24 protein-coding genes are annotated in these 25,966 nt (G+C 71.8%); 12 read left to right on the top strand and 12 right to left on the bottom strand.

Going from position 1 to position 25,966, the window contains the following annotated elements:
* Positions 1-165: 165 nt before the first annotated feature.
* The gene (ilvA, locus tag ACIQU3_RS02515) at positions 166-1,395 is read right to left on the bottom strand and encodes a threonine ammonia-lyase (RefSeq protein ID WP_403724941.1); all 1,230 of its coding nucleotides are present in this window, start codon (positions 1,393-1,395) and stop codon (positions 166-168) included.
* 163 nt (positions 1,396-1,558) lie between these two features.
* On the opposite strand from ilvA, the gene ACIQU3_RS02510 reads away from it, so the two are divergent.
* The 3 genes from ACIQU3_RS02510 (at position 1,559) to ACIQU3_RS02500 (ending at position 3,260) form a co-directional block, all read left to right on the top strand.
* Positions 1,559-2,065: a MarR family winged helix-turn-helix transcriptional regulator gene (locus ACIQU3_RS02510; protein ID WP_403725616.1), complete on the top strand. Its 507-nt coding sequence runs from the start codon at positions 1,559-1,561 to the stop codon at positions 2,063-2,065.
* Between the two features lie 420 nt (positions 2,066-2,485).
* Entirely contained in the window at positions 2,486-2,986 is a 501-nt protein-coding gene (locus tag ACIQU3_RS02505) for a sigma factor-like helix-turn-helix DNA-binding protein (RefSeq protein WP_403724938.1), read from the top strand.
* A gap of 25 nt (positions 2,987-3,011) precedes the next feature.
* Positions 3,012-3,260 carry a hypothetical protein gene (locus tag ACIQU3_RS02500; protein WP_403724936.1) on the top strand — a complete coding sequence of 83 codons (249 nt, stop codon included), beginning with the start codon at positions 3,012-3,014 and terminating at the stop codon, positions 3,258-3,260.
* A 37-nt stretch (positions 3,261-3,297) separates the two neighbouring features.
* Here the strand turns inward: ACIQU3_RS02500 and ACIQU3_RS02495 are convergent, their stop codons facing one another.
* A complete protein-coding gene (locus ACIQU3_RS02495; RefSeq protein ID WP_403724931.1) occupies positions 3,298-4,452 on the bottom strand; it encodes a cystathionine gamma-synthase in 1,155 nt (384 codons plus the stop codon).
* Positions 4,453-4,571: 119 nt separating this feature from the next.
* Here ACIQU3_RS02495 and ACIQU3_RS02490 point away from each other — a divergent pair, with 119 nt between their 5' ends.
* The 6 genes from ACIQU3_RS02490 (at position 4,572) to ACIQU3_RS02465 (ending at position 9,887) form a co-directional block, all read left to right on the top strand.
* Complete coding sequence (locus tag ACIQU3_RS02490) at positions 4,572-5,693, top strand: hypothetical protein (RefSeq protein ID WP_403724928.1); 1,122 nt, start codon at positions 4,572-4,574, stop codon at positions 5,691-5,693.
* A gap of 82 nt (positions 5,694-5,775) precedes the next feature.
* Positions 5,776-6,444, top strand: a complete 669-nt coding sequence (gene msrA / locus ACIQU3_RS02485; RefSeq protein ID WP_403724925.1) for a peptide-methionine (S)-S-oxide reductase MsrA — start codon at positions 5,776-5,778, stop codon at positions 6,442-6,444.
* A complete protein-coding gene (locus ACIQU3_RS02480) occupies positions 6,437-6,802 on the top strand; it encodes a hypothetical protein (RefSeq protein ID WP_403724922.1) in 366 nt (121 codons plus the stop codon). Before msrA ends, ACIQU3_RS02480 begins: the two co-directional genes overlap by 8 nt.
* Positions 6,803-6,861: 59 nt before the next feature.
* Complete coding sequence (locus ACIQU3_RS02475; protein WP_403724919.1) at positions 6,862-7,977, top strand: AI-2E family transporter; 1,116 nt, start codon at positions 6,862-6,864, stop codon at positions 7,975-7,977.
* Positions 7,978-8,144: 167 nt separating this feature from the next.
* Positions 8,145-8,831, top strand: a complete 687-nt coding sequence (locus tag ACIQU3_RS02470; RefSeq protein ID WP_403923076.1) for a DUF4389 domain-containing protein — start codon at positions 8,145-8,147, stop codon at positions 8,829-8,831.
* An 81-nt stretch (positions 8,832-8,912) separates the two neighbouring features.
* The gene (locus ACIQU3_RS02465) at positions 8,913-9,887 is read left to right on the top strand and encodes a DUF5829 family protein (protein WP_403923220.1); all 975 of its coding nucleotides are present in this window, start codon (positions 8,913-8,915) and stop codon (positions 9,885-9,887) included.
* On the opposite strand, the gene ACIQU3_RS02460 is transcribed toward ACIQU3_RS02465, so the two are convergent.
* Together ACIQU3_RS02460 and ACIQU3_RS02455 are read right to left on the bottom strand one after the other, a co-directional pair.
* A complete protein-coding gene (locus ACIQU3_RS02460; RefSeq protein WP_403923074.1) occupies positions 9,869-10,252 on the bottom strand; it encodes a VOC family protein in 384 nt (127 codons plus the stop codon). The genes ACIQU3_RS02465 and ACIQU3_RS02460 overlap by 19 nt on opposite strands.
* A gap of 146 nt (positions 10,253-10,398) precedes the next feature.
* Positions 10,399-11,439, bottom strand: a complete 1,041-nt coding sequence (locus ACIQU3_RS02455) for an NAD(P)-dependent alcohol dehydrogenase (protein ID WP_403724910.1) — start codon at positions 11,437-11,439, stop codon at positions 10,399-10,401.
* A 180-nt stretch (positions 11,440-11,619) separates the two neighbouring features.
* Between ACIQU3_RS02455 and ACIQU3_RS02450 the strand changes: the two genes are divergently transcribed.
* Positions 11,620-12,534 (top strand): helix-turn-helix domain-containing protein, encoded by a 915-nt coding sequence (locus ACIQU3_RS02450; RefSeq protein WP_403923072.1) that lies wholly within the window; start codon positions 11,620-11,622, stop codon positions 12,532-12,534.
* Between the two features lie 118 nt (positions 12,535-12,652).
* Here the strand turns inward: ACIQU3_RS02450 and ACIQU3_RS02445 are convergent, their stop codons facing one another.
* The 3 genes from ACIQU3_RS02445 to ACIQU3_RS02435 form a co-directional block, all read right to left on the bottom strand.
* On the bottom strand, positions 12,653-15,967 hold the full coding sequence (locus ACIQU3_RS02445; protein ID WP_403923218.1) for a S8 family peptidase: 3,315 nt from the start codon (positions 15,965-15,967) through the stop codon (positions 12,653-12,655).
* A 428-nt stretch (positions 15,968-16,395) separates the two neighbouring features.
* Positions 16,396-17,643 (bottom strand): Ig-like domain-containing protein, encoded by a 1,248-nt coding sequence (locus tag ACIQU3_RS02440; RefSeq protein ID WP_403724905.1) that lies wholly within the window; start codon positions 17,641-17,643, stop codon positions 16,396-16,398.
* Positions 17,644-17,906: 263 nt separating this feature from the next.
* Positions 17,907-18,236, bottom strand: coding sequence for a hypothetical protein (locus tag ACIQU3_RS02435; RefSeq protein WP_403724901.1), 330 nt, complete (start codon positions 18,234-18,236; stop codon positions 17,907-17,909).
* 109 nt (positions 18,237-18,345) lie between these two features.
* Between ACIQU3_RS02435 and ACIQU3_RS02430 the strand changes: the two genes are divergently transcribed.
* Entirely contained in the window at positions 18,346-18,660 is a 315-nt protein-coding gene (locus ACIQU3_RS02430) for a hypothetical protein (RefSeq protein WP_403724898.1), read from the top strand.
* A 151-nt stretch (positions 18,661-18,811) separates the two neighbouring features.
* On the opposite strand, the gene hutH is transcribed toward ACIQU3_RS02430, so the two are convergent.
* From hutH to ACIQU3_RS02415, 3 genes are all read right to left on the bottom strand, one after another.
* Positions 18,812-20,350, bottom strand: a complete 1,539-nt coding sequence (gene hutH / locus ACIQU3_RS02425; RefSeq protein ID WP_403725608.1) for a histidine ammonia-lyase — start codon at positions 20,348-20,350, stop codon at positions 18,812-18,814.
* A gap of 116 nt (positions 20,351-20,466) precedes the next feature.
* The gene (locus ACIQU3_RS02420; RefSeq protein ID WP_403724895.1) at positions 20,467-21,615 is read right to left on the bottom strand and encodes a diguanylate cyclase domain-containing protein; all 1,149 of its coding nucleotides are present in this window, start codon (positions 21,613-21,615) and stop codon (positions 20,467-20,469) included.
* An 87-nt stretch (positions 21,616-21,702) separates the two neighbouring features.
* Positions 21,703-22,503 carry an enoyl-CoA hydratase/isomerase family protein gene (locus ACIQU3_RS02415; protein ID WP_403923070.1) on the bottom strand — a complete coding sequence of 267 codons (801 nt, stop codon included), beginning with the start codon at positions 22,501-22,503 and terminating at the stop codon, positions 21,703-21,705.
* Positions 22,504-23,097: 594 nt separating this feature from the next.
* Here ACIQU3_RS02415 and ACIQU3_RS02410 point away from each other — a divergent pair.
* Positions 23,098-23,586, top strand: coding sequence for a hypothetical protein (locus ACIQU3_RS02410; protein ID WP_403923068.1), 489 nt, complete (start codon positions 23,098-23,100; stop codon positions 23,584-23,586).
* Positions 23,587-23,629: 43 nt separating this feature from the next.
* Here the strand turns inward: ACIQU3_RS02410 and ACIQU3_RS02405 are convergent, their stop codons facing one another.
* Both ACIQU3_RS02405 and ACIQU3_RS02400 read right to left on the bottom strand, forming a co-directional pair.
* A complete protein-coding gene (locus ACIQU3_RS02405; protein ID WP_403724887.1) occupies positions 23,630-24,736 on the bottom strand; it encodes an adenylate/guanylate cyclase domain-containing protein in 1,107 nt (368 codons plus the stop codon).
* A 283-nt stretch (positions 24,737-25,019) separates the two neighbouring features.
* Entirely contained in the window at positions 25,020-25,886 is an 867-nt protein-coding gene (locus ACIQU3_RS02400) for a biotin--[acetyl-CoA-carboxylase] ligase (RefSeq protein ID WP_403923066.1), read from the bottom strand.
* Between the last annotated feature and the right edge of the window lie 80 nt (positions 25,887-25,966).

Genomic DNA, 25,966 nt, shown 5'->3' with positions numbered 1-25,966 from the left:
CGGATGTCCGGCGAAGCTTCTTCTCACCAACACACCATAACGCGATGTATCGCGTCTCACAATGAGTTTTTCCGCGTCGCTCTCCGTGAGACGAATGGATCTTGACCGGGCCGGGGGAAGGATCCCCACCGGGTCCGGGCGGTAGCCCGACCGGGTCGGGCCCGCTCAGCCGATGACCGTGTAGCCCGCCTCGCGCAGCGCCTGACCCACCTCGACGCAGTGCGCCGGGCCCTTCGTCTCCAGGTGCAGCTCGACCTCCGCCTCCGTGAGCCCGAGCCGTGGGTCGGTTCGCACGTGGCTCACATCGAGGACGTTAGCGTCGACCACTGACAACACGCCCAGAAGAGTGGCAAGGGCACCGGGCCGGTCCGTCAGCCGCAGCCGTACCGCCAGGTAGCGGCCCTGCGCGGCCATACCGTGCCGCAGCACCCGCTCCATCAGCACCGGATCGACGTTGCCGCCGGACAGCACCGCGACGACCGGGCCCTCGAAGGCGCCGGCATCGCTCAGCAGCGCAGCGACCGTGCTCGCCCCGGCCGGCTCGACGACCAGCTTGGCCCGCTCCAGGCAGAGCAGCAGCGCGGCCGACAGCTCGTCCTCGCTGACCGTGCGCACCTCGTCGACCAGCTCGTCGATGATCCTGAACGGCACGTCGCCGGGCCGCCCGACCTTGATGCCGTCGGCCATGGTCGCCGGATTCTCCACCGACACCGGCCGGCCCGCCGCCAGCGAGGGCGGGTAGGCCGCCGCGCCCGCCGCCTGCACACCCACGACCCGGACCTCGGGTCGCAGCGCCTTCACCGCCACCGCGATGCCGGCGGCCAGCCCGCCGCCGCCGATGCCGACCAGGACCGTGCGCACCTCGGGGCACTGCTCCAGGATCTCCAGGCCCACCGTGCCCTGGCCCGCGATGATGTCGGGATGGTCGAAGGGGTGGATGAACACGGCGCCCGTCTCGGCCGCGTACTCCTGCGCGGCGGCCAGCGTCTCGTCGACCACCTGGCCGTGCAGCCGGACCTCCGCCCCGTAGTCCCGGGTCGCGCTCACCTTGGGCAGCGGAGCACCCTTCGGCATGAACACCGTGGAGCGCACGCCCAGCAGGGAGGACGCGAGGGCCACGCCCTGCGCGTGGTTGCCGGCGCTCGCGGCGACGACACCGGCGGCACGTTCCTCCGGCAGCAGGCCCGCGATCCGGACGTACGCGCCGCGCAGCTTGAACGAGCCCGTCCGCTGGAGGTTCTCGCACTTGAGGTGCACCGGCGCACCGACCATCTGGGACAGGTGCCTGCTGCCCTCCATCGCGGTCACCCGCGCCACACCCGACAGCATCTTCTGCGCGCCGCGCACGTCGTCGAGGGTGACGGTCCGAAAGGAGTCAGCCGTGCTGTAGCTCATGACTCCAGCATCGCAGTTCACAGGCGGGAACGGCCGTTGTGACCAACCTCCGAGACCCGCTTTGCGCAGCGCCGGTACGGCCCGCCTTCCGGCCGCGTACCCTGTCCCCCAATCTGCCAGCCCTCCACGAAGTGAGCCCCCGGCCATGCCCACAACACCTGAAATGTCGATGGACATGACGACCGTCGGTGACACCGGTCTCCTCGACACGCTGCAGCACGAGGTGGCGCTGTTCGCCCGCCGTGCCGAACAGACCCGGCTCGGCGGGGTCGGGCAGGTGCGCAACTCCATGGACCGCGCCGCCTATCTGCTCCTCAACCGCCTCGACAAGGAAGGCCCCATGGGCGTCAAGGCACTCGCCGCGAGCATGGGGATCGACTCCTCGACGGTCACCCGTCAGGTGGCTCCGCTCGTCGACACCGGTCTGGTGAAGCGCACCTCGCACCCCGAGGACGGGCGCGCGGTGGTGCTGCAGCTGTCCCCGCGCGGCCAGGCCCGGCTGGAGGAAGTGCGTTCCTCCCGGCGCCAGTTGATGGCCGAACTGACGCACGACTGGGAGCCCGGGGAGCGGGAGGCGTTCTGCGACCTCCTCACGCGCTTCAACACCGCGCTGTCCTCCCGGATGAGCGCGCAGGGGGTGCCGGGACCGGAGGCTCAGTCGACGTCCTGAGCCCCCTGCCGCCCGGCTTCCGACCGTGTCCCGAACGTCCCCCGGCATGGTCCGCACCGCGTCCGGAACACCCCGCGGCCCGGCTCACGACCGCGTCCGGAACGCCCCGCGGCACGGCTCACGGCCACGCCCTGAACACCCCGGGAGCCGGCTCCCGGCCGTCCCCGGAACGTCCCGCGGCACGGTCCGGACCGCGTCCGGGACGCCCCGCGACACGGTTCCCGACCACGCCCTGAAGCGCCCGCCGCCCCGTTCCCCACGCCCTCGGGCACGGCGACCGGCGCCGCACGCGCGCGTGGCACCGACCGAGCCGTGCGCGGCTCTTGACCTCGGGGCCGTGTCTGGCCTGATATGAGACCGGGCCCCGTCGCGCGCGGCCGGGGCCCGCATCCTCAGGGTCGCCGTCAGGCGGGAGGCGCGGTGCTGGAGCGGCATGCGTCCCGGGCAACCCGTCGCGCCCGGGAGTTCGAGGCGTTCGTCGCGGGCGCGGCCGGGCGGCTGCTGCACGCCGCCACGCTGCTCACCGCCGAGTCCCCCGACGACAACCCCCGCGCGCGGCGCCTGCTGACCCTGTCGCTGGCCCACACGTACGCCTGCTGGGACGGGCTGCACGGCGAGGATCCCTACGACCACACCCGCCGGCAACTGGCCACCCGCTTCGCGCGCGGCGCCTGGCACCACCACGGCGTGCTCGGCCGCTCCCGCCCGCACCCCGCGAGCCCCTTGGCGCCGCTCACCCCGCAGGAGCGGCTCGTCCTGGTGCTCAGGCTCCACGAAGGTGTCGCCGAGGAGCAGACGGCGGCCCTGCTCGGACTGTCCCCGGAGCGCGTCCGGGCGATCTCGCACCGGGCGACGTCGGCCCTGCTGCACCGCTCGCGGGGCCAGGCACCCGCGGCGACGGCCGCGAAGGCGACGCCGTGAGCCCGGCCGGCGACCGGAGGTCGGCATGAGCGGGAACGACCGCGAGGCGGCCGTACGGAGGCTTCTTCAGGGCCCGTCGCGGCCGGTGCCGCCCGAGATCCACGCGGAGGCGGTGCGCCGCGGCGGCCGCATGCTGCGGCGCAGGACGCTCGCCCGCCGCGTCATGTGGCTGCTGCTGTGCGCGGCGGCCGTGGCGTTCACGGTGTGGGCGCTGACGGCCCGCCCGTGGGTGGAGCCGCCGTCCGACACGACCCCACCCCTCACCGGCTGGTGACCCCGCGAGGGAGCCGGTCCGGGCCGGACCGGCTCCGCTAGCCGAGTGCCTGCTGCAGGTCCTCGAGCAGGTCGTCGGCGTTCTCGATGCCGACGGACAGCCGCACCAGGTCGCCGGGGACCTCCAGGGCCGAGCCGGCCACGGAGGCGTGCGTCATGCGGCCGGGGTGCTCGATCAGCGACTCGACGCCGCCCAGGGACTCGCCCAGCGTGAAGATCTTCGCGCGGTTGCAGACCTCGACGGCCGCCTCCTCGCCGCCCTCGACACGGAAGGAGACCATGCCGCCGAACGACTTCATCTGCTTGGCGGCGACCTCGTGCCCGGGGTGCTCGGGCAGGCCCGGGTACAGCACGCTCGACACGCGCGCGTGCCGCGTGAGCATGTCGGCGACCTTGGCCGCGTTCTCGCTGTGCCGGTCCATGCGGACCGAAAGGGTCTTCGTGCCGCGCAGCACCAGCCACGAGTCGAAGGGCCCGGCGACCGCGCCCATCGCGTTCTGGTGGAAGGCCAGTTCCTCGCCCAGGGCGGCGTCACCGGTGACCAGGGCACCGCCGACGACGTCGGAGTGACCGCCCATGTACTTGGTCAGCGAGTGCACGACGACGTCCGCGCCCAGCGACAGCGGCTGCTGGAGGTAGGGCGTGGCGAAGGTGTTGTCGACGACGAGGCGGGCGCCGGCGTCCCGGGCGACCTGCGCGACGGCGGCGACGTCGGTGATGCCGAGCAGCGGGTTGGAGGGCGTCTCCACCCAGACGACCTTGGTCTTCGGCGTGATGGCGGCCCGCACGGCGGCCGGGTCGCTGGTGTCGGCGACCGACCACTCCACGCCCCAGCGGGCGACGACCTTGGCGAACAGCCGGAAGGTGCCGCCGTAGGCGTCGTTGGGGATGACCACGTGGTCGCCGGGGGCGAGCAGCGTGCGCAGCAGGCAGTCCTCGGCCGCCAGCCCGGACGCGAACGCGAGACCGCGGCGGCCGCCCTCCAGGGCGGCCAGGTTCTCCTCCAGCGCGGTCCTGGTGGGATTGGCGCTGCGGCTGTACTCGTAGCCGCCGCGCAGCCCGCCGACGCCGTCCTGCTTGTAGGTCGAGACCTGGTAGATCGGCGGGACGACCGCGCCCGTCAAGGGGTCGGCGGTGTTGCCCGCGTGGATCGCGAGCGTCTCGAAGTGCTGACTGATGTGCCTGTCGCTCATGGGCACCGAGGGTAATGCGCCGAAGCGCAGCGCGCCGGGGGACGGGGACGACGCGGGGTTTTCCACAGGTTCCGGGAGCAGGTTGGCCAATTGTCGGCGCGGTCTGGTTCGCTTGTCGCATGGAGATTCTCTGGGTCCTGATCGCGCTGGTCATGCTGGGGTTCGTGCTGCTCCCCTTCCTGCGGCGCAAGCGCGGCGGTGCGATAGGGCTGGTCTCGCCCGACCACCCGGACGCCGCGGACCCGGCGAACTACGGCTTCGTCCTGGAGGAGGAGCTCGACATCCGCATGCCCGGCCCCGACCAGGACCTGCTGGACGTCCTGGACGTGGTGCAGCGCACGCAGGACCATCGCGCGGCGCAGCAGCTCCTGGCGGGCACGGAGTCGGAGGGCGAGCGGCGCTGGCAGCGCGTACAGGCCTTCGCGGGCGCGGCCTCGCTGGAGCTGTCACGGCGGCCGGGCGGGGTGAGCGAGGCGCCGGGCGGGCAGTGGCTGCGCGTGTGGCGGGCCGAGGCGCCCAAGGACGCGGGCGGTGCGGCGGTGCACGCCGAGTTCCTGGTGCAGCAGGCGTGGCGTACGGCGACACCCGGGACGGACGAGTTCCGGATCATCATGGAAGAGGCACGGACGGCGTGCGGCGAGGCGGCGCTGCTCGCCCCCGGTGACCCGATCCCGTACATCGTCGAGCTGTCGGTGGCCCGCGGCCTCGGCTACTCGCAGAAGGACTTCGAGCAGCTCTGGCTGAAGATCCTGGACCGCGCCCCGGCCCACATGGGGGCGCATCTGGCGGCGCTGCACTACTGGTGCGAGAAGTGGCACGGCTCGCGTGCGGAGGCGTACGCGTTCGCCGAGGCCGCCGCGGCCCGGGCGCCCCAGGGCTCCCTCCTCTCGGCGATGCCGCTCTTCGCGGTGTTCGAGCACCTCCCCGAGGTGACCCTCGTCGCGAGCTTCTGGCAGAGCGAGGTCGTCACGAAGGCGGTCCACGGCGCGCTGCACGCGGTGCACTCGGCCCGCCCCGACGACCCGATGCTCGCGCACGTCCGGCACATGCTGGTGTTCTTCCTGGTCCGCGGCGAGCGCTGGTCGGAGGCCATGAACCAGCTGGTGCACGTCGACGGCCATGTGGGCGCCCTGCCCTGGACCCTGTCCGCGGATCCGGCGGCGGAGTTCGCGGTGTACCGGGCCCTGGCCGTGGCGGGCTACGAAGCGAACGGCGGCAGCCCGGCGAGCCTGCCGCACTGAGCCCCGCGCGAGGGCCGGGACCGGCCGGAATTCCAGCCGCCACCGACATGTTGACGTGGGCGTCGCCCCGATTGGAGCCCGCATGTTCCTGTACAGCCGTACGCCCCAGCTGCCGACTCCCGAGCAGGCGCTGCGCGGCCGCCCCGAGCCGGTGTTCACGGTCCCCGACCGCCACACCGTCCTGGGCAACCCGCTGCTCGGCCCCTACCCCGAGGGTCTGGAGACCGCCGACTTCGGCCTGGGCTGCTTCTGGGGCGCCGAGCGCGTGTTCTGGCGGCTGCCGGCCGGTGTCTGGACGACCCTCGTCGGCTACCAGGGCGGCCACACCGAGAACCCCACGTACGAGGAGGTCTGCTCGGGCCTGACCGGCCACACCGAGGTGGTACGCGTGGTCTTCGACCCGGAGCAGATCTCGTACGAGCGCCTGCTGAAGACGTTCTGGGAGTCCCACGACCCCACGCAGGGCTTCCGCCAGGGCAACGACGTGGGCACGCAGTACCGTTCGGCGGTCTACACCCACACCCCCGAGCAGGAGGCCACCGCCAAGTCCTCCCGGGAGGCGTACCGGAAGATCCTCAGGTCCTCCGGCCACGGCGACATCACCACGGAGATCGTCACGGCGCAGGACCGCCCCTTCTACCCGGCGGAGGGATACCACCAGCAGTACCTCGACAAGAACCCCGGGGGTTACTGCGGCATCGGCGGTACAGGGGTTGCCTGCCCGGTCGGTGTGGCGAGGGCCGATGGCTGACCCCGCCGACTCCGCGGATTCCGCGGACTCCGCGGACTCCGCCTTGAGCTTCGGCGGGGGCTGGATCTTCGAGGAGGGTCTGCGGCCGTTCTGCGAGACCATCGCGGAGTTCTCGGGCTACGAGTTCGACGACTTGGACTGGCAGGCCGTGGGCAACGCCCTGCCCGGCACCGACGTCGACAAGCCCGACGGCTGGTACGGCTACCCGCTCTCGGGCCGGGTGCCGCTGACGCTGCTGGTCGCGGACGACCCCGGCTCGTCCGTGGTCTTCGTCCGGATCACGGGTAACCCCGACGACCACACGCGAGCGCAGATCGAAGCGGCCGTGCACATCTTCAGCATGTACACCGTCCGCTGACGGCCCGCTTCCGGGACACGGGGCTCTGCGGGCGCGCGCTCAGCCCGTAAGGTGCCTGCGTGACTGCGCCTCTGAGTTCCGACAGATCCCGTGCCGCGCTGCGGATATCCGCACGGGTTTCCACCGAGTTGCTGCTGGTGTTCGCCGGGTCGGCCGTGGCGTTGTGGTTGCTGGGCCGGATGTGGTCGGTGGTGTGGCCGCTCGTGGTCGGACTGCTGCTGACCACGCTGACCTGGCCCGCGGCCCGGCTCCTGCGCCGGCGCGGATGGCCGCCCGCGCTGGCCGCGTCGGTCGTGACCGTGCTGTTCCTGCTGGTCGCTGCCGGTGTGGTGGCGCTGATCGCGGTACCCGTGGCGTCCCAGTCCGGGGAGTTGACCGACGGGGTCGTCAAGGGCATCCAGCAGCTGCGCGAGTGGGCGGCCGGGCCGCCGCTGAACATCGGGGACGCGCAGATCAACCAGGCCTTCGACAGCGCGGTCTCCCGCGCCCAGGAGGGCGTCGGCAGCATGGTGGGCGCGGTCGTGACCGGGGTGAGCACCGTGGTGAACGGTGTCGTCACCGCGGTCCTCGCGCTCTTCCTGATGTTCTTCTTCCTCAAGGACGGCCCGCGGTTCCTGCCGTGGCTGTCCCGCCAGCTGCCCGGCCGGCTCGCCACCGACGTCCCGACCGTGTGCGCACGCGGCTGGGACACCCTGGGCGCCTTCGTACGGTCCCAGGCGGCCGTCGGTCTGCTCGACGCCGTCCTGATCGGGATCGGCCTGTGGGTCCTGGGCGTGCCGCTGGTGCTGCCGCTGGCGGTGCTGACCTTCGTCTCGGCGTTCGTGCCGATCGTCGGCGCCCTGTTCGCCGGCTTCGTCGCGGTGCTCATCGCGCTCGTCTCCAACGGTGTGACGGACGCGCTGATGGTGCTGGTCATCATCGTCGTGGTGCAGCAACTGGAGGGCAACGTCTTCCAGCCCATGCTGCAGAGCCGCGGGCTGGGCCTGCACGCGGCCGTCGTCCTGCTGGCGGTGACCCTGGGCGGCAACCTGGCCGGCATCGTGGGCAGCCTGCTCGCCGTGCCCGTGGCCGCGCTGATCGCGGTGGTGTGGAACTACGTGCGCGAGCAGCTCGTCGAGCCGGAAGCCGAAGCGGGCACGGAGGAGCCGGACACCGGGGCCGCCGTCCCGTCCTAGAGGCGCGACCGGAGCGGCACCCGAAGCCGTGACGGGAGTGGCAGCCGGAGCGGGCGAAGCGGGAGCCGACAGCCGGGAGGCCGGGAGGCCGGGAACGCGAACGGCCCCGTCCAGGTCGCGGGGCGGCCCCCCGCTTGCGAATCTGCAGGCGAGAGGAGTGCCGCCTCATGATTCCTGCCGCCGCGTCACCCGTACGACTGGAAGCGTCCGTCGATCCCCGCCTGTCCCGGTGGATGTGGCTGGTGAAGTGGCTGCTCGCCATCCCGCACTACATCGTGCTGTTCTTCCTGTGGATCGCGTTCGTCGTCGTGACGGTGATCGCCTTCTTCGCCATCCTGTTCACCGCCCGCTACCCGCGCCCCCTGTTCGACTTCAGCGTCGGAGTACTGCGCTGGAACTGGCGGGTCGGCTATTACGCCCACACCGTGCTCGGCACCGACCGGTACCCGCCGTTCACCCTCGCCGACGTGCCCGACTACCCGGCGCGCTTCGACGTCGTCTACCCGGAGCGGCTGTCCCGCGGGCTGGTGCTGGTCAAGTGGTGGCTGCTGGCCATCCCGCAGTACATCGTCGTCGCGATGATCGTCGGGGGCGGCTGGGGCGACGAGGACGACTGGCGGGGCGCCGGGCTGCTGCCCTTCCTCTCCCTGGTCGCCGTGGTCATCCTGCTCTTCACCGCCCGCTACCCGCGGCCGCTCTTCGACTTCCTGACCGGCCTCGCGCGCTGGGCGGCCCGCGTGGCGGCCTACGCCGCGCTGCTGACGGACAAGTACCCGCCGTTCCGGCTCGACCAGGGCGGGCAGGACTCCTCGGCGGCGGCACCGCCACCGGCCGACCCGCTGGCCAAGGCCTAGCCGGCGAAGGGCGAAATCCGCAGCGGAAGCGTTTCCTCCCGCCCTACGCTCCCTCGCATGGTTCTCAGACGAGCGTTACAGCTGGTCATGGTCATCGCCCTGGCCCTCGCGGGGGCGGTCCAGGGCGGAGCGGTCACGGCACGGGCGGAGGAGAACGGGGCGGCGGCCGGGCGCCTGCTGTTCTACAACCACGCCTACGGTGTGCTCGACCGGGTGACCGCCGACGCCATCGAGCACTCCGCCCATCTGCGGGACTTCGCCGACTTCCAGGTCCGCACCACGACCGGCGCGGGCGGGCAGACCTGGACCGGCCGCTATCTGCGGGGACGCGAGACGTACGTGGAGCTGTTCGGGGTGGGCGATGTGCCCGGCAAGGACGGCACCCTCGGCTCCGCCGGCCTGGGCGTGTCCACCGAGCGCGCCGGTGACCTGCCCGTGGTGGTCGACCGGCTGCGGAAGGCCGGGGTCAGCGAGCCGGTCGAGTTCCAGCAGACGCGCGACTTCGGCGACGGCGTCCCCGTGCCGTGGTTCGACGCCGTCCTCACCACCGGCGAGTACGACCTCTTCGGCGCCTGGGGGATGGAGTACCGGCCGGAGTACTTCGCCGACCCGCGCAGCGGCACCGAGCCCGCCTCCCACCCTGGTGACGTGGGCCGGGAACGGTACCTGCCCGACACCTACCGGGACCGCCGGATGCGGGACGTGACCGGGATCAGGATCGCGGTGACCGCCCGGGATCTCGCGTCCACGGTGCCCCTGCTGAAGGCCGGCGGGCTCACGGTCCGGTCCCTGCCGGGTGGCGGTGTCGTCGCCGAGGACGGCGGCACCACGATCCGGTTCGACGCCGTGCCCCTGGACCAGGTGGGTCTCAAGCGGGTCGAGATGTCGCTGAACCGGCCGGTGTCGGACCGGCACGTGGAGCGGATCGGCCACTCGGCCCTCGTGGTCGGCCCGGGAGCCCGCGCGGTGTGGACCTTCGAGGAGCAGGACCGGCCCGGGGAGACCGGATCAGGGACCCAGCCGCAGGCGCGGGCGGCTCAGCCGCCGCTGCCGTAGGGCCTCGTGATGATCTCCAGGCGGTGGCCGTCGGGGTCGTCGAAGTAGGTCCCGCGGCCGCCGTCGTTGTGGTTGATCTCCCCCGGGCGGCTGTGGAACGGGTCCGCCCAGTAAGTCAGCCCCGCTTCCCGGATGCGGCCGAAGATCTCGTCGAACTCCTCCTCCGAGACGAGGAAGGCGTAGTGCTGCGGCGTGATGGCGCCGGGGCTGTCCATGAAGTCGAGCGTCACGCCGTTGGGGATCTCGACCGGGAGGAAGGGGCCGTACGGCGGGCTCACGTCGAGTCCCAGGAGGTCGGCGAGGAACCGGGCCGAGGCGCGTTTGTCGTGGGAGACGACGATGGTGTGGTTCAGCTGCACGGTCATGATGGGCCTCCCCTGACGTACCCGGCGAACCCCTCTGGTGCACTCCCCCACGAGTACCCCGGCTGCGGCCGGCCGTGCATCACGAAAGCCCCGAGGGCCCCGGCGCGCGGCCGGGGCCCTCGGGGCTGCTGCACAGGGGGGCGTCGTCAGATCGTCGCCGTGTCGATCACGAACCGGTAGCGCACGTCGCTGGACTGGACCCGCTCGTACGCCTCGTTGATCTGGTCGGCGCGGATCAGCTCGATCTCGGCGCCGAGACCGTGCTCGGCGCAGAAGTCCAGCATCTCCTGGGTCTCGGCGATGCCACCGATCATGGAGCCGGCGAGGGTCTTGCCGCCGCCGATCACCGAGAAGAGGTTGAGGGAGACCGGCTCCTCGGGGGCGCCGACGTTGGCCAGCGTGCCCTCGGTCCTCAGCAGCGACAGGTAGGCGTTGAAGTCCAGCGGGGCGGACACCGTGGACACGATCAGGTCGAACGTGCCGGCCAGCTCCTCGAAGGTCTTCGGGTCGCTGGTGGCGTAGTAGTGGTCCGCGCCCAGCCGCAGGCCGTCCTCCTGCTTGCGCAGGGACTGCGAGAGCACGGTCACCTCGGCGCCGAGCGCGTGGGCGATCTTGACGCCCATGTGGCCGAGGCCGCCCAGGCCGACGATCGCGATCTTCTTGCCGGGGCCGGCACCGAAGCGCCGGAGCGGGGAGTAGAGGGTGATGCCGGCGCACAGCAGCGGGGCCGCGACGTCGAGCGAGAGGCCGTCGGGGATGCGGACGACGAAGTTCTCGTCGACGACGACGTTCTGCGCGTAGCCGCCGTAGGTGGGCTCGCCGTCCTTGCCGATGCCGTTGTACGTCGGGACGTTGCCCTGCACGCAGTACTGCTCCCGGCCGGCCTTGCAGTTCTCGCACTCGCGGCAGGAGTCGACCATGCAGCCGACGCCCACGCGGTCGCCGACGGCGAACTTCGTGACGCCCGGGCCGACCGCGGAGACGACACCGGCTATCTCGTGGCCGGGGACCATCGGGAAGATCGCCTCGCCCCAGCCCTCCTGGGCCTGGTGGATGTCGGAGTGACAGATACCGGCGAACTTGATGTCGATCAGGACGTCGTGCGCGCCGACCTCGCGGCGCTCGATGGTGGTGCGCTCCAGCGGAGCCTTGGGGGCGGGAGCGGCGTACGCAGCAGCAGTGGTCATGCCGGGGTTCTCCTAGCGGGGGTCGTGTGCCCGGCTGCCTTCTGGATCTTCGGACCGGGCACGAACTCCAGCGTGCCCGGTCCTGGAGGACTCACCCAGGCCACGGTTTTGCGTACGCACACGGTGCGTACCACTGGCGGGGTCAGGCTCGTGTGCGTACGACCGTGAATACTGGACGGCATGGACGAACTGCCCGAACCCGCGCGGACGGCCGGTGGCGGCCTGGACCGGCGTGCCGAGCTCAGTGAGTTCCTGCGCACCCGGCGGGCCCGGCTGAAGCCGGAGGACGTGGGGCTGCCCGACTTCGGGCGGCGGCGCGTGCCCGGGCTGCGCCGCGAGGAGCTGGCGCAGCTTGCGGGGGTGTCCGTGGCGTACTACACACGGCTGGAGCAGGGCAACGGCCGCAACGTCTCGGCGGAGGTGCTGGACGCGATCGCGCGTGCCCTGCGGCTGAGCGACGCCGAGCATGCGCATCTGACGCATCTGGCGAAGCCGAAGCAGCACAAGAAGAAGCCGGTGGCGCGCAGCCAGCAGGTGCGGCCGGCGCTGCGGCATCTGCTGGACTCGATCGAGTCCGTCCCGGCGTACATCGTCGGGCGCCGCTCGGACGTCCTGGCCTGGAACCGGATGGCGTCGGCCCTCTTCGGCGACTGGGCGGAGATGCCGGCCCAGGAGCGGAACTGGGCGCGCTTGGTGTTCCTCAGGCCCGAGTACCGCGAGCTGTTCGTGGAGTGGGAGCAGAAGGCGTCCGACATCGTCGGCTATCTGCGCATGGACGCGGGCTGCCACCCGGACGACCCGCGGCTGTCGGCCCTGGTGGGCGAGCTCTCGGTGAAGAGCGAGGACTTCCGCCGCCTGTGGGCCGCCCACAACGTCAAGGAGAAGAGCTACGGCGTCAAGCGCGTGCACCACCCGCTGGTCGGCGACCTGACCCTGTCCTTCGAGACGTTCCGCCTGGTCGACGACGGCGAGCAGTCCCTGATCACCTATCACGCGGAACCGGGCACCCCTTCGGCGGAGGCCCTGCGCCTCCTGGCGAGCTGGGGCGCGGACGCGACCCGCTCCGGGACCAGGGCTTCGACACCGTCGGACTGAGAGGCCGGGGCCCCCTCGTCCCGGTGTCGTGCCCAGGGGTGGGCGGGGCACCCGTGACGCGACGGGCCCGCCGGAAGCCGAGGCTTCCGACGGGCCGTCAACGTGCTTGCGCTACGGCTTACTTGCCGTAGTAGGCGTTGTAGATCGAGATCGTCGACTTGTTGCCCTTCTTGTCGGCGATCTTGGCGTGGAAGGAGATGCCCTTCCCCTTCGCCGGGTTCTTGACGCTGACCTTGCCGTCCTTGACGGTGAGCTTCTTCCAGGTCTTGCCGTAGTCGTACGACACGTAGACCGACAGCGACTTCAGGTTGCTGCCCTTGGCCGCGCCCTCGACGGTGACCGGGACCTTGACGGACTTGTCGGCGGGTGCCTTGCTGCCCAGGTCCGTGGCCGCGAGGAAGCGGGCCGTGGAGACGGGCAGCTTCGTGATGCCGTTGGTCTTCTTCGAGCGGAACGTCCAGCTCGCGTCGACGCGGGTGGAGGCCGAGGCGACCTTGACGCTGCGCTTGACCGACGTCGTCAGCTTGTACTCGGCGTCGGCGGCCGGGACCTTGAACTGCTTGTCGCCGAACAGCGGGTCGTCGTTGCTGCCGACCTTGGTGCCGTTGCGGTAGAGGGTCGTGTCGACCGCGGAGAACTTCGAGTAGCCCACGTTGCCCTTGCCGTCGGCGAACAGCGGCAGGGAACCGTAGATCTGGTTGCCCTCGCGGATGACACCGAAGTCGCCGGTCAGACGCGGCCCGAAGACGGCGGTGTTCACGGTCTTGGAGTAGCTCTTGCCCGCAGCGTACTTCTGCGTGCCCAGGGCGTAGGCCGCCTCGTCGACCGGGAACCCGTCCTGGTCCACACCTCCGGACTGGTTGAACTCCAGCTGCCACTTCACGCCGCCCTGGGCCGACAGGTGCAGGGTCCGGGTGCCGGGCAGGGTCTGCAGGATGCCGATCGAGGAGGCGCTGCTGCTCCACGGCATCCAGCCCACCGCGTTGATCGCGCCCTTCTTGCCGCCCGCCGAGGCGCCGAGGCCGGCCTTCACCGTGGCGAGTTCGCTCGCCTTGTAGTGCTTGGTGAACCCGGTGGCGAGCTGCTTGACCGGGCCGCCGGCGATGACGTCGTACTCCTCCTTGCCGCCCTTGGACCAGTGGCCGTCCCACTGCTGGGTCAGCGAACCGTCGGTGATCTGCGGGCCGACGTGGGCGCTGCGGAAGTTGTCGTAGGAGTCCAGCCACCAGCCGAAGCCGTAGCTGCTGTCGCCGCTCTCCACCGTGTAGTCGGCCGAGGCGAACTCCGACTTGACGCCGGTGGCCGGGACGGTGATGTCCACCGGCTTGGCCTTGCGGGCGTCCAGCGTGATCGTCGTGTTCTTGGTGAGGTTCAGCTTGGGCTGCGCGAGCCAGTCGACGCCCTCGAACTTCTCCGGGTCGTCGCCCACGTAGATGTTCGTGTTGAGGACGTAGGTGCCCTTGGGGACACGGGTGGTGACGGTGCCGTCCTCGTCGTACGGCATGGCCCCCTTGCCCTGGCCCAGGCCCGCGATGCCGGTCAGGTCGGCGCTGTAGTTCTTCGCCGCCTTGCCGTCGCGGTCGAGGAACTTCAGCGTCACGTCGTACGACTCGACCTCGCGCTGCACCGCCGCCGCCGTGCGGACGGTCTGGCCACCGCCCGTCGCCGTGACGTACGACGAGTACGCGCCGTCGACCGTGCCGCCGAGCTTGGTGTTGACGGTGAACGGCACGGAGGCCTTGCCGCCGGCCGGGACCGTCACCGAGGTGGCGCCGAGCTTGAAGAAGCCGGACGGAACCGCCTGGCCCTTGGGGTTGGTGGCCGTCGACGCCAGCTTCAGCGTGACGTCCTTCGTACCGAGGTTGCGGTACGTCAGCTCCTTGGTGACCGGCTTGTCGTCGGTGTGCGGCCACTGCTGCACCCCGAAGCTCACCGAGACCGGCTCGGCGATCACGGACTGCTTGATGGCCTTGTCGACCTGGATCCGGCCCGAACCCTGCTCGAACGGGGTGTACTTGCCGCCCTTGGTGGAGCCGGTGAGGGCGCCCTTCAGCTCGGCGTACTTCCAGTCCGGGTGCTGCTGCTTGAGGATCGCCGCCGCGCCCGCGACGTGCGGGGTCGCCATCGACGTACCGGAGATCGTCATGTAGCCGGCCGGCTTCTCGCCGACCTCCTGGGCTATCTGGTTGCCCGGGGCGGAGGCCGCGGTGATGTCCACGCCGGGCGCGGTCACGTCGGGCTTGAGGGCGCCGTCCATGCCGGGGCCGCGGCTGGAGAAGTCGGCGAGCTTGTCCTTGTCGTCGACCGCGCCGACGGTGAGGGCCGCGGCGGCGCTGCCCGGGGAGCCGATGGTCTGCTCGCCGAAGTCGCCCTCGTTGCCGGCCGCGATGGCGAACAGGACGCCCTTCTCGGCGGACAGCTTGTTCACCGCCGCTTCCAGCGGGTCGATGGCGGGCGTGTCACCGCCGCCCAGGCTCATGTTGATGACGTCGGCGCCCTCGGCGGCCGCCCACTCCATACCGGCGAGGATCTCGGAGTCGCTGCCGAAGCCGCCGTCGTCGAGGACCTTGCCGTTGAGGATCTTCGCGCCCGGAGCGACGCCCTTGTACTTGCCGCCGGACTTCTTGCCGGTGCCGGCCACGATGGAGGCGACGTGCGTGCCGTGGCCGACCTTGTCGGACGCGTCGGGCGAGGTGGTGAAGTTCTTGGCGCCGGCCACCTGACCCTTGAGGTCGTCGTGGGTGGCGTCGACACCGGTGTCCAGGACGGCGATCCTGGTGCCCTTGCCGTCGAAGCCGGCCGACCACGCCTTGGGCGCGCCGATCTGCGGGACGGACTTGTCGAGGCTGGCCTTGCGGACGCCGTCGAGCCAGACGTGCGCGATCCCGGCGGCGGTCTTCTCCCCGTTGGTGACCGCGTCCCAGAGCTCGGGCGTGTCCTGCTGCGGCGTCTGCACCGCGTCCGCGTTCACGGACTTCAGCGCGTGGCGCAGGGTGCCGGCCTCGCGGACGTCGGCCCTGGTGGCCGCGGCGCTGCCCTGGTAGCCGACGATGACCTTCAGGCCCTTCTTCTGGGCCTTGCGGGTCGCGGACTTGTTCAACTCGGTGACGTCGAAGAGCCGCTGGTCGAGCTTGCCGGTGGCGACCAGGCGGGCCGCGTCGGCCGGGATGACGAGGGTGTGACCGTCGACCTTGCGGATCTGGGCGGGTACGTTCTCACGGCCCTTGGCGTGCTCCAGGCCGATGACACGGCCCTTGGCGTCCAGGACGACCCGGTCTCCGGTGATCAGTGTGATGCGGTGCTTGGCGGTCAGGGATGCCGGCTTGGCGGACGCCGCCGCCCGCTCGCCGTCGGCCGACGCCGGGCTGGTCATGCCCGCCGCCAGAGCCACGGCCGCCGCTGTGGCGACCGTGGCCGCGCACGCCCTGTTCACTTGTCTGCGCAAGTTTCCCCCTTGCAGAAGAACCGGGTGAATTCCCCGTTCACCCGGCCGGGGGTGGTCTCGTACGCACGCACGTACACCCCCCGGAATACGCAGTATGCCGACGGGTGATCAGGTGCTCAATAGATGAGATGACGGTAAGAAATCCGTCGGCCGACTGTTACACAGCCGTCGGAACTCCGTTACAGGGCCGCATGGTTACGCACCCGCGTTCTCCTTGACAGAGATTCGGCCGTTGCGGATCGTCGCCATACGTGGGTGAAGAACATGGCCGCAGGCCAGGGACGGCCCGTGATGGGGGCTTGAGCGACGCATAAGAGAGGGATGAGAACAGGAAAAAGGCCGCCGCCCACCCCTCGTGCGGGATGGGCGGCGGCCTTTCGTCCGGTGCAGCCCTGATGCGTGGAACCGGCGGACCGTCAGACCGCCGAGCCGGCCTTCCAGTCGGCCCAGCTCATGTTCCAGCCGTTGAGGCCGTTGTCCGGGGCGACGGTCTTGTCGCCGGTGTTCTGGACGACCACCACGTCACCGAGCATCGAGTTCTTGAAGAACCACGCGCCCGGGGTGTTCGGGTCGTTGGCGCCCTTGGCGTCCTGGAGGCCGACGCAGCCGTGGCTGGTGTTCACGCTGCCGAAGATGGACTTCGCACCCCAGTAGTTGCCGTGGATGAACGTGCCCGAGCTGGAGAGGCGGATGGCGTGCGGCACGTCCTTGATGTCGTACTCGCCCTTGCCGTCGTCGTCCGTGAAGCCCACGGTCGCGCCGTTCATGCGCGTCTCCTTGAACTTCTCGGACATCACCATGATGCCCTCGTAGGTCTTGTTCTCGGGCGAGCCGGCGGAGATCGGGATCGTGCGGACGGTCTTGCCGTCCTGCGTGATCTTCATCTGCTTGGTCTTCGCGTCGACGTACGAGACCTGGTTGCGGCCGATCTTGAAGGTGACCGTCTTCTGCTGGACGCCGAAGACGCCCTTGGCTCCCTCGACGCCGTCGAGCGCGAGCTTCAGCGTGACGGTGGAGCCTTCCTTCCAGTAGTCCTCGGGCCGGCAGTCCATGCGGTTGGCGTTGAACCAGTGGCAGGCGACCTCCTGGCCGCCGGTCGTGCTGACCTTGATGCCCTTCTGGACCGCGGCCTTGTTGGTGATCGCCTTGTCGAAGTTGATCGAGACCGGCATACCGACACCGACGGTGGTGCCGTCGTCGGGCGTGAAGTTGCCGATGAAGCTGTTGGCCGGCGAGACCGTGGTGAACGAGGCGTTCTCGTGGGCCACGCGGCCGTCGGAGTCCTTGGCCTCGGCCGCCAGCTTGTAGGTGGTGGACCGCTCCAGCTGGGCGGTCGGCTTCCAGCTGGTCTTGTCCGCGGATATCTGGCCGCTCACCTCGGTGCCCTCGGACGTCGTCATCTTGACGTCCGTGAGCGTGCCCTTGCTCACCGTGACGGCGGCGGAGTTGTTGATGGAGGCGTTGTCGGAGCCGTCCTCGGGCGTGATCTTGATCTGGGCCTCGGAGGTCTTCTTCGCCGCGGCCTCGTCGACCTTCGACTGCGAGCTGTCGCCGCCGCCACCGGAGGCGTCGTCGTCACCACCGGAACAGGCCGAGAGCACCAGGACCCCGCCGAGCAGTGCGGACGCGACCGTCAGGCCTTTGCGCCGCTTACTGACCGTCATCACACGCTTCTCCATCGTTGCCGATTTCCCCAAAACCCCGAGTGTCCCCGTCACCACTGAGTGCCCCCGCCGGGACTCGTGAGTCCTCATCCGGAACGTTCAACGCTACGACCGATGCGCCCGGTTCCCCAGGTGGCGCAGATGTGGGGATCAACACGTCCGTGACGGACGGTGCGGTCGTTACGGGTGCGGTCTGTGCGCCACTTGAGACGCGAAGACCCCGGGCGGCGGTTGCCGCCCGGGGTCACGAGTTTCCGGACAGCTCAGCCGTCACTGTCCTCGCCATCATCCTCGTCGAGGTCCCAGTCCGGCGAGTCGGGGTCGTACTCGATCCGTTCGCTGCTCCAGGAGGCCTGCTGGAGCTCCACCCCGGGTACCTGGCTGACCAGGTCGAACGGGTCCACGAGGTAGGCGAGGGCCTCCGCGGTGTCTTCCGTCACAGCGCTCTCGGCGTGGGCCCGCTCCGCCGCCGGCATCTCCGGCTCGTCGGCGATGCGGCGCAGCGCGGACTTGGTGACCGCGTCCGAGTCGTCGACCTCGAGAACGAGTTCCACCCGAAGCCGTACAAAACGTGATGTCTCAGGAGTGCTCATGGCGGGAGCGTACGTCCAGGCCCTCCCGTGACTTTCCCGTGACCCGCGACTTTCACTAACATCGCCCCACACGGCCAATTCGCCAGCGCCACAAGGGGATCGATATTCCGTGTCATCCGCTCGCCGTCCGTTGCTGACCGCCACCGCCGCGGCGTCCCTGCTGGGCGCCCTGTGGTTCGTCCCGTCCGCGAACGCGACGTCGGACTCCCCGGTGAGAGACGCGGTCTCGACGAGTCCGTCGCCGCAGGTCACGGAGCAGGCGCGGATCGCGGCCACGACCGCGGACGCCTCGGTCGGCGGCACCCGCCTCGCCGACACGGGAAGCTTCGACAGCACGCCGTACGTGATCGGCGGGACCTTCTGCCTGACGCTGGGCGCCGGGTTCGTCGTGTACTCGGTACGCCGGGAACGGCTCGGTCTCTGACGGCGGTTGCCGCGGGGACCCGCCGGACCACACCCCCCGCCGCCCCGGCCTGCCGAGGAGGGCCCCGCCGCCCTGTGCCGACGACAGGGGTGCATCGCGCTGTGCCGACGACGGGGCCCCGCCGCCTTGTCGACGACAGGGCCCCGTCGGCCTACTGCAGCGGCCCGGTGACCTTCTCGACCGCGGCCAGCAGCCGCCCGTCGCGCACGAACGCGTCCGCCGCCGCGAGGTCGGGCGCGAGGAACCGGTCCGGTCCCGCACCCTCGACGCCCGCCTCCCGGGCGGCGTCGATGACCGCTCGCGACGCGGGCGCCGGGGTCAGGCCCTCGCGCAACTCCACCGCGCGCGCGGCGGCGTAGAGCTCGATCGCGATCACGCGCGTGAGATTGTCGACCGCCGTACGCAGTTTGCGCGCCGCCGACCAGCCCATCGAGACGTGGTCCTCCTGCATGGCGGAGGACGGGATGGAGTCGGCGGACGCCGGTACGGCGAGCCGCTTCAGCTCGCTCACCAGCGCGGCCTGCGTGTACTGAGCGATCATCAGGCCCGAGTCCACACCGGCGTCGTCGGCGAGGAAGGGCGGCAGGCCGTGGCTGCGGTTCTTGTCGAGCAGCCGGTCGGTGCGCCGCTCGGCGATCGAGCCGAGGTCGGCGGCGGCGATGGCCAGGAAGTCCAGGACGTAGGCGACGGGTGCCCCGTGGAAGTTGCCGTTGGACTCCACCCGGCCGTCGGGGAGCACGACGGGGTTGTCCACGGCCGCGGCCAGCTCGCGGTCGGCGACCAGCCGGGCGTGGGCCATGGTGTCGCGCCCGGCGCCGGCGACCTGCGGGGCGCAGCGCACCGAGTAGGCGTCCTGGACGCGCGGGGCGTCGTCCTGGTGGTGGCCGGTCAGGCCGGAGCCCTTCAGTACGGCCAGCATGTTGGCGGCGCTGGCGGCCTGCCCCGGGTGGGGCCGGATGGCGTGCAGCTCGGGCGCGAGGACCTTGTCGGTACCGAGCAGGGCCTCCAGGGACAGGGCGGCGGTGACGTCGGCCGACCGGTAGAGCGTCTCCAGGTCGGCCAGGGCCATCACCAGCATGCCGAGCATGCCGTCGGTGCCGTTGAGGAGGGCGAGCCCCTCCTTCTCGCGCAGTTCGACCGGCTGGATGCCGTGCGCGGCGAGCAGTTCCGCGGCCGGGCGCACGACACCGTCGGGGCCCTCGGCGTCGCCCTCGCCCATGAGCGCGAGCGCGCAGTGGGACAGCGGCGCGAGGTCACCGGAGCAGCCGAGGGAGCCGTACTCGTGCACGACCGGGGTGATCCCGGCGTTGAGGAGGTCGGCCATGGTCTGCGCGACCTCGGGCCGGACGCCGGTGTGCCCGGAGCAGACGGTCTTCAGCCGCAGGAACATCAGCGCGCGGACGACTTCCCGCTCCACGGCGGGGCCCATCCCGGCGGCGTGCGAGCGGACGATGTTGCGCTGCAGCTGGGCGCGCAGCTCGGGGCTGATGTGCCGGGTCGCCAGGGCGCCGAAGCCGGTGCTCACGCCGTACACGGGGTCCGGCTTGGCCGCCAGCGCGTCCACGATCTCGCGGGCCGCGGCGAGGGCGGCCACGGCCTCCTCGGAGAGCTCGACGCGGGCGCCGCCGCGCGCCACGGCGAGCACGTCGGACGCGGTCACCCCGGACGTCCCCACCACCACAGTGTGCATATCCATATTCAGGAGCGTACGCAGTGAATTCGATGATGTCACCACTGGGGAACGCGTTCACCCCTTACCGAATACGTCACACCCCGCCGGATACCGGTCACACCGCCGGGCCGGAGTCAGGGCGCGTGCCGGCCGCGGAACCGCCGGCGCTCCCCGCCCTCCTCCTGGGAGGGCTCGTCGGCGAGCTTGACGACGGGATCGTCGGGCCCGGCCCGCCCCGCCACCACCGGCCGGTCCGCCCGCTCGGCCTTGGCCCGGTACTGGGCCGCGTCGGCGAGCCGGAACAGCCGCCGGGCCGAGCGCACCGGCCCGATCGGGTCCTCGGTGGACGCGACCCCGCAGGCCACCCCGTCCCCGAGGTCCAACTCGGCTGCCCTGCGGCACAGTTCCGTGGCCGCCTTCACGACCTGGTCGGCGGGCGACCCGACCGCGAGCAGGCAGAACTCGTCCCCGCCGAGCCGCGCGGCCAGCGCCCCCGGCAGCATGGCCCCGCAGAGCGACAGCACCGACCCGAACCGCTCCAGGAGCCGGTCCCCCGCGGCGTGCCCGTGGGTGTCGTTGACCCGCTTGAGCCCGTTCAGGTCGCAGACGACGAGGCTCACGACGGCGTCGTCCCGGCGGTGCCGTTCGATCGCCTGCTCCAGGCGTACGTCCACGGCACGGCGGTTGGCCAGCCCGGTGAGGGAGTCGGTGAAGGCGAGCCGCCGGGCCTCCTCCAGCCGCTCCGTCTGGGCGATGCCCGCGGCAACGACGGAGGCCAGGACGGTGGCGAAGTCGGCGTCGCCCCGCCCGAAGACGGCCTCACCGGCCGGCCGGGCCACGTACAGCTCGCCCCACGCCCGGCCGTGCAGCACGATCGGCGCGACCACGCAGCAGCCGCGGCCCCGGCGCCGCAGGGCGGCGACCCGCTGGTGGCTGTAGCCGGGCCGCCCGGCGGCGGGCCCCTCGGCGGTCTCCACCCACGCGTCGGGCTCCCCGCCACCGGCCCACTGCTCGTGCAGGAACTCGGTGATCTCCGCGAACTGGTGCACCGGGTAGGCCTCGTCGTCCGGGAACTCCTCCTCCCCCTCGGCGAGCTCCCCGACGTTCACCAGGACCCGCAGCCGCCCGAGCTCGCGCTCCCAGACCGACAGGGCGGCGAAGCTCCCGCCCAGTGCCAGGCACGCCCCGGCGGCCGCGGCGCGCCACGCCTCACGCGACCCGTGTGCGGCCGCCATCCCCTGAGCCAACGCGACGACGGCCGCGAGCCGTCTGTCCTCACCCATCACTCCAGGCTAGGGAGTTTCCAGCCAGACTGACCTGTTTACGACGCGAACGGGGACGACCGGTATCGCCCGGCTCCGCTGCGGCCCCTACTCCCCCGGCCACTGCGGCGTACGCCGCTCGTTGAAGGCCGCGACACCCTCCGCCCGGTCGCCCGAGAACGCCGTGGCCCGCCACGCCGCGTCCTCGACCTCAAGCCCGGCCCGCAGGTCCAGGCCCTGCCCGAGCCGCAGCGCCCGCTTGGCCGCGCGCAGACCCACCGGCGAGTTCCCGGCGATCCGCGTCGCCAGCGCCAGCGCCTCCTCCCGGTCCCGGCCCTCCTCGACCAGCCGGTCGACCAGCCCCAACTCGCCCGCCTCCACGGCCTCCACCCGCCGCGCTGAGAAGATCAGCTCGGCCGCCCGGGCCGCCCCGACACGGCGCGGCAGCAGCTGCGTGCCGCCGCCTCCGGGGATCACCCCGACGGACACCTCCGGCAGGCCCACCACGGCCGTCCGGTCCGCCACGATCACGTCGCACGCCAACGCCAGCTCGAAACCGCCGCCGAGCGCGAACCCGTGCACCGCCGCCACCGTCGGCACCGGCAGCTCCAGCACGCCGGTGTACGCCGCCCTCGTCACCGGCCGCTGCCGCAGCAGATCCGCGTCGGTGAACGAGTTGCGCTCCTTCAGATCCGCCCCTACGCAGAAGGCCCGCTCATGCGTCGAGGTCAGTACGACCGCCCGTACGTCCCGGTCCTCGCCGAGGGCCGTGCACGCCCCGGCGACGGACCGCGCCATCTCCGTCGACACCGCGTTCATGGCCTTGGGCCGGTCGAGGGCGAGCTCCGCGACATGCCCCTGCTCGTGCCGCCGCACCAGCACGAACTCCCCGAACCGTTCCTCACTCATGACACCCTCCGGTTAACGCGGGTTAACAAGGTCGACGCTTCGATCATCGCAGCCGCGTTCCGCCCGCGAAAGGGCGGACGCGCCCGGGTCCGCCACCACCCCCGCCCACCCGTTCGAGTGACATCACCCCAACTCCGGCCCAACCGCCCATGGGAGCGCATAGCGTGCGTCCCTCACGGCGCACAGGGGGCGCATGTGCATCGGGGAGGGACGCCTCGGGGAGGGACCGCGATGACGACGGAAACGACGGCGAAGCCACAAGGGGCCACCGGGCCCGCCACCGCACGGCCCCGCCACGAACCCGCACCCCACCAGGACTCCACGACACGAGGCTTCACGGCACGAGGCTCCAAGGCACCACACCGACGCGAGTCCCCACCCCAGGGCTCGACAGCACCCCACCGGCGCGAGCCTCCCGCACCCCAGGACCCCACCGCACCCCACCGGCGCGAGCCTCCCGCACCCCGGGCGCCTGCGCCGGACACGACCGGCCCGTTCGCTCCCCGGGCCCGGGGCCGGCACCGCAAACCCCGGCCCCGCAAGGTCCTGCTCGCCACCGGCGGCCTCGCCCTCGTCGCCGGCACCTTGAGCACCTTGAGCCTCTTGCGCCTGACCTCCGGCCCCGGCACCGGGACCGGCACGCTCGAAGCGGAGCCCCGCCCGGACCCGGCCGCCACCGCCACAAACGGCGCCACCCGGACCGCCGTCACCTTCCCGGCCGTCCCCGATGCGAGTCCCTCGTCCCCGACGGCCCTGGGGGACCTGACGCCGTCACCGGTCACCAAGGGCGCCCGGCCGTCCCCGTCCACCACGGCCCGTGTCCCGGTGACGGCCACCGCCGCCGCCCCCGCGCCCACGACCATCCCCGACGCGCCGAACGCCCAGGCCCCGGCCCCGTCACCCACGGCCTCGCGCAAAGGCGACGCCCCGCGCCCGGCCTCCACTCCCCCCGCACCACCGAGCCGGAGCACAACTGCCCCGGCACCACCCGCACCACCCGAGGAGAAGAAGCCACCGCACGACCCGGGGCTGTGCGTGCCGGTCGTCGGGCTGTGCGTGGACTCACCGGTCGGCCGCCATTGACGAGCGGCGGCGACGCGCTACGACAGGGGGACCCGACGAGCGGCTACGGGGCCCCGTCGCGCCGCGTGAGCAGCCACGGCTCCACCACGCCCAGTCCGCGCACGGGCCGCTGCCACATCGGCTGCAGCCCGAACCGGTACACCGGGGGCTCCTCGCCCTCCTTCTCCGCCGCCGCGGCCTCCTCGGCCGCCTCCGCCTCCGAGGCCGGGGCGTCCTGCGTACGGATCAGCTCCTCGGCGAAGGCGGTGTCGACGAGCACGGCGTCCTTCGGCGCTATCGACGTGAGGCGGGAGGCCAGGTTCACGGTCGTACCGAACACATCGCCCATTCGGGTGGTCACGGTGCCGAACGCCATGCCGACGCGCAGCTCCGGCATCGTCTGGTCGTGCGCCATGGTCTCGATCAGGCGCAGGGCGATCTCGGCGGCCGTGCCCGCGTCGTCGGCGGCGTAGAGCACCTCGTCGCCGAGCGTCTTGATCAGCCGACCGCCGTTCGCCGCCACCAGGTCGGCCGCCGTGGTCTCGAAGGCCTCGACCAGCTCGCCGAGCTCCTCCTCCTCCATGCGCCGGGTCAGCCGAGTGAAGCCGACCAGGTCGGCGAAGCCGACGGCCAGCCGCCGGTCGACCATCTCCTCGTCGTCGGCCGCCTGCACGACCCGTCCGGCCGAGGCGGCGAGCTGCCGGCGCCAGACGTAGACCAGGAACTCCTGGAGCTCGGGCAGGAGCAGCTCGACGATCGGGTACGTCACCTCGGTGCGGGTCATGCCCGGCTCGGGCGGCTCGGTCAGCCCCTCCAGGAAGGAGTCGATCTGCCATTCGGCGAGCCGCGCCGTGGTCTGCCCCGTGGACCGGGCCACCTGCACGGCCATCGCCTCGCTCAGCAGCCCCGCCTCCACCAGACCGGCCAGGCGTCGCAGCGCGAGGACATCGGCCTCCGTGAGCGCCTTGGCCTGGCCTATGTCGGCGAAACCCATGGCCCGCCAGAAGCGGGAGGCCAGTTCCATGGAGACACCGGCGCTGCGGGCCGCCTGAAACGGGGTGTAGCGGCGCTCGGCGCCCAGGATGAGCCCTTCGAGGCGCAGGGCGAGCGGATCCTCGCCGGAGTCGGCGCCCTGCGCGTCCTCGCCGGAACCCGAGTCGTCGACGGTCACGCGTGTTGCCCTTCCGATCTGTCACGGTCATGTATCGACCGGCCTCAACTCTACGGCAGGTGTGCGCCAGCTCACTCCGTCAGGTTCAGCCGACGGGGGTGAGGCCCCCCAGCTGCGGGCATGCGTGCCGCCAAGGGCGGCACGGGTGGGCGCAGCGGCACCCCGCTACGCCGGGCTGCTGACCCACCCCGCCTCAGCTCCGCACCCCTACGCCGGGCCGCGGGCCCACCTCGCCTCAGCTCCGCGCCCCGCTGCGCCGGGCCGCGGACCCACCCGGCCCCGCTCAAGCCGGCCGCAGATGCACGATGTCCCCGGCCCCCACCGGCTCCTGCACCCCCGCCTCCGTCGCCAGCACCAGCCGTCCGTCCCCGTCCACCGCGACGGCCTCCCCCACGATCGCCCGGTCCCCCGGCAGCTCCGCCCGCACTTCCCGCCCGAGCGTCGCGCACCCCGCCGCATATGCCTCGTGCAACCCGCACGCGCCGGCGTCGCCCCCGGCCGTGCGCCATCTGCCGTACCAGTCCTCGAGGGAACGCAGCATCCCTCGCAGCAGCGGATCCCGGTCCGTGCTCACCGCACCGGCCAGTGCCAGCGATCCCGCCGTCGGTACGGGCAGCTCGTCGTCCCTCAGCGAGACATTGACGCCGACCCCGATGACGACCCCGCCGTCACCGGCCCGCTCTGCCAGGATCCCGCCGGCCTTGCGCTCGTCCCGGCCCACCGTGACCAGCAGGTCGTTCGGCCACTTCAGGGCCGTGTCCACGCCCGCCGCCCGGGACAGCCCCGTCGCCACCGCGACCCCCGTGAGCAGCGGCAGCCAGCCCCATCGCGCCACCGGCACCTCGCCCGGCGTGAGCAGCACGGAGAAGAAGAGGCCGGAGCGGGGCGGTGCCGTCCACTGACGGTCCAGGCGGCCGCGGCCCGCGGTCTGCTCCTCGGCGACCAGCACCGCGCCCTCGACGGCCTCGCCCTTCGCGGCCCGGGCCACCAGATCGGAGTTCGTGGAGCCGGTGCGCTGCACCACGTCCACCGCGGACCACAGCCCTCCCGGCCGCACCAGACCCCGGCGCAGGGCGGTGATGTTGAGGGGCGGACGGTCCAGGTCGGACCACCGGCTTCCGTTGGGCTCTGATGCATCTCGCGGCGTCATGCAAGCCACCCTAGGTGTGGTAAACGCCGCACTGCCGATGTGGAGGCACCCCACTAGTCTACGGATGAGTAACCGTCCCC

The sequence above is a fragment of the Streptomyces sp. NPDC101110 genome (assembly GCF_044759525.1).
Classification (GTDB): domain Bacteria; phylum Actinomycetota; class Actinomycetes; order Streptomycetales; family Streptomycetaceae; genus Streptomyces.
Note: the sequence above shows the minus strand (reverse complement) of the source record. Positions and strands in the feature narration are given on the sequence as shown.

Bases quoted from the DNA above. Each gene is read 5' to 3' on its own strand.
- ilvA (WP_403724941.1), bottom strand. From the start codon at position 1,395: ATGAGCTACAGCACGGCTGACTCCTTTCGGACCGTCACCCTCGACGAC.
- ACIQU3_RS02510 (WP_403725616.1), top strand. From the start codon at position 1,559: ATGTCGATGGACATGACGACCGTCGGTGACACCGGTCTCCTCGACACG.
- ACIQU3_RS02500 (WP_403724936.1), top strand. From the start codon at position 3,012: ATGAGCGGGAACGACCGCGAGGCGGCCGTACGGAGGCTTCTTCAGGGC.
- ACIQU3_RS02495 (WP_403724931.1), bottom strand. From the start codon at position 4,452: ATGAGCGACAGGCACATCAGTCAGCACTTCGAGACGCTCGCGATCCAC.
- ACIQU3_RS02490 (WP_403724928.1), top strand. From the start codon at position 4,572: ATGGAGATTCTCTGGGTCCTGATCGCGCTGGTCATGCTGGGGTTCGTG.
- msrA (WP_403724925.1), top strand. From the start codon at position 5,776: ATGTTCCTGTACAGCCGTACGCCCCAGCTGCCGACTCCCGAGCAGGCG.
- ACIQU3_RS02480 (WP_403724922.1), top strand. From the start codon at position 6,437: ATGGCTGACCCCGCCGACTCCGCGGATTCCGCGGACTCCGCGGACTCC.
- ACIQU3_RS02470 (WP_403923076.1), top strand. From the start codon at position 8,145: ATGATTCCTGCCGCCGCGTCACCCGTACGACTGGAAGCGTCCGTCGAT.
- ACIQU3_RS02460 (WP_403923074.1), bottom strand. From the start codon at position 10,252: ATGACCGTGCAGCTGAACCACACCATCGTCGTCTCCCACGACAAACGC.
- ACIQU3_RS02455 (WP_403724910.1), bottom strand. From the start codon at position 11,439: ATGACCACTGCTGCTGCGTACGCCGCTCCCGCCCCCAAGGCTCCGCTG.
- ACIQU3_RS02450 (WP_403923072.1), top strand. From the start codon at position 11,620: ATGGACGAACTGCCCGAACCCGCGCGGACGGCCGGTGGCGGCCTGGAC.
- ACIQU3_RS02440 (WP_403724905.1), bottom strand. From the start codon at position 17,643: ATGACGGTCAGTAAGCGGCGCAAAGGCCTGACGGTCGCGTCCGCACTG.
- ACIQU3_RS02435 (WP_403724901.1), bottom strand. From the start codon at position 18,236: ATGAGCACTCCTGAGACATCACGTTTTGTACGGCTTCGGGTGGAACTC.
- hutH (WP_403725608.1), bottom strand. From the start codon at position 20,350: ATGCACACTGTGGTGGTGGGGACGTCCGGGGTGACCGCGTCCGACGTG.
- ACIQU3_RS02420 (WP_403724895.1), bottom strand. From the start codon at position 21,615: ATGGGTGAGGACAGACGGCTCGCGGCCGTCGTCGCGTTGGCTCAGGGG.
- ACIQU3_RS02415 (WP_403923070.1), bottom strand. From the start codon at position 22,503: ATGAGTGAGGAACGGTTCGGGGAGTTCGTGCTGGTGCGGCGGCACGAG.
- ACIQU3_RS02400 (WP_403923066.1), bottom strand. From the start codon at position 25,886: ATGACGCCGCGAGATGCATCAGAGCCCAACGGAAGCCGGTGGTCCGAC.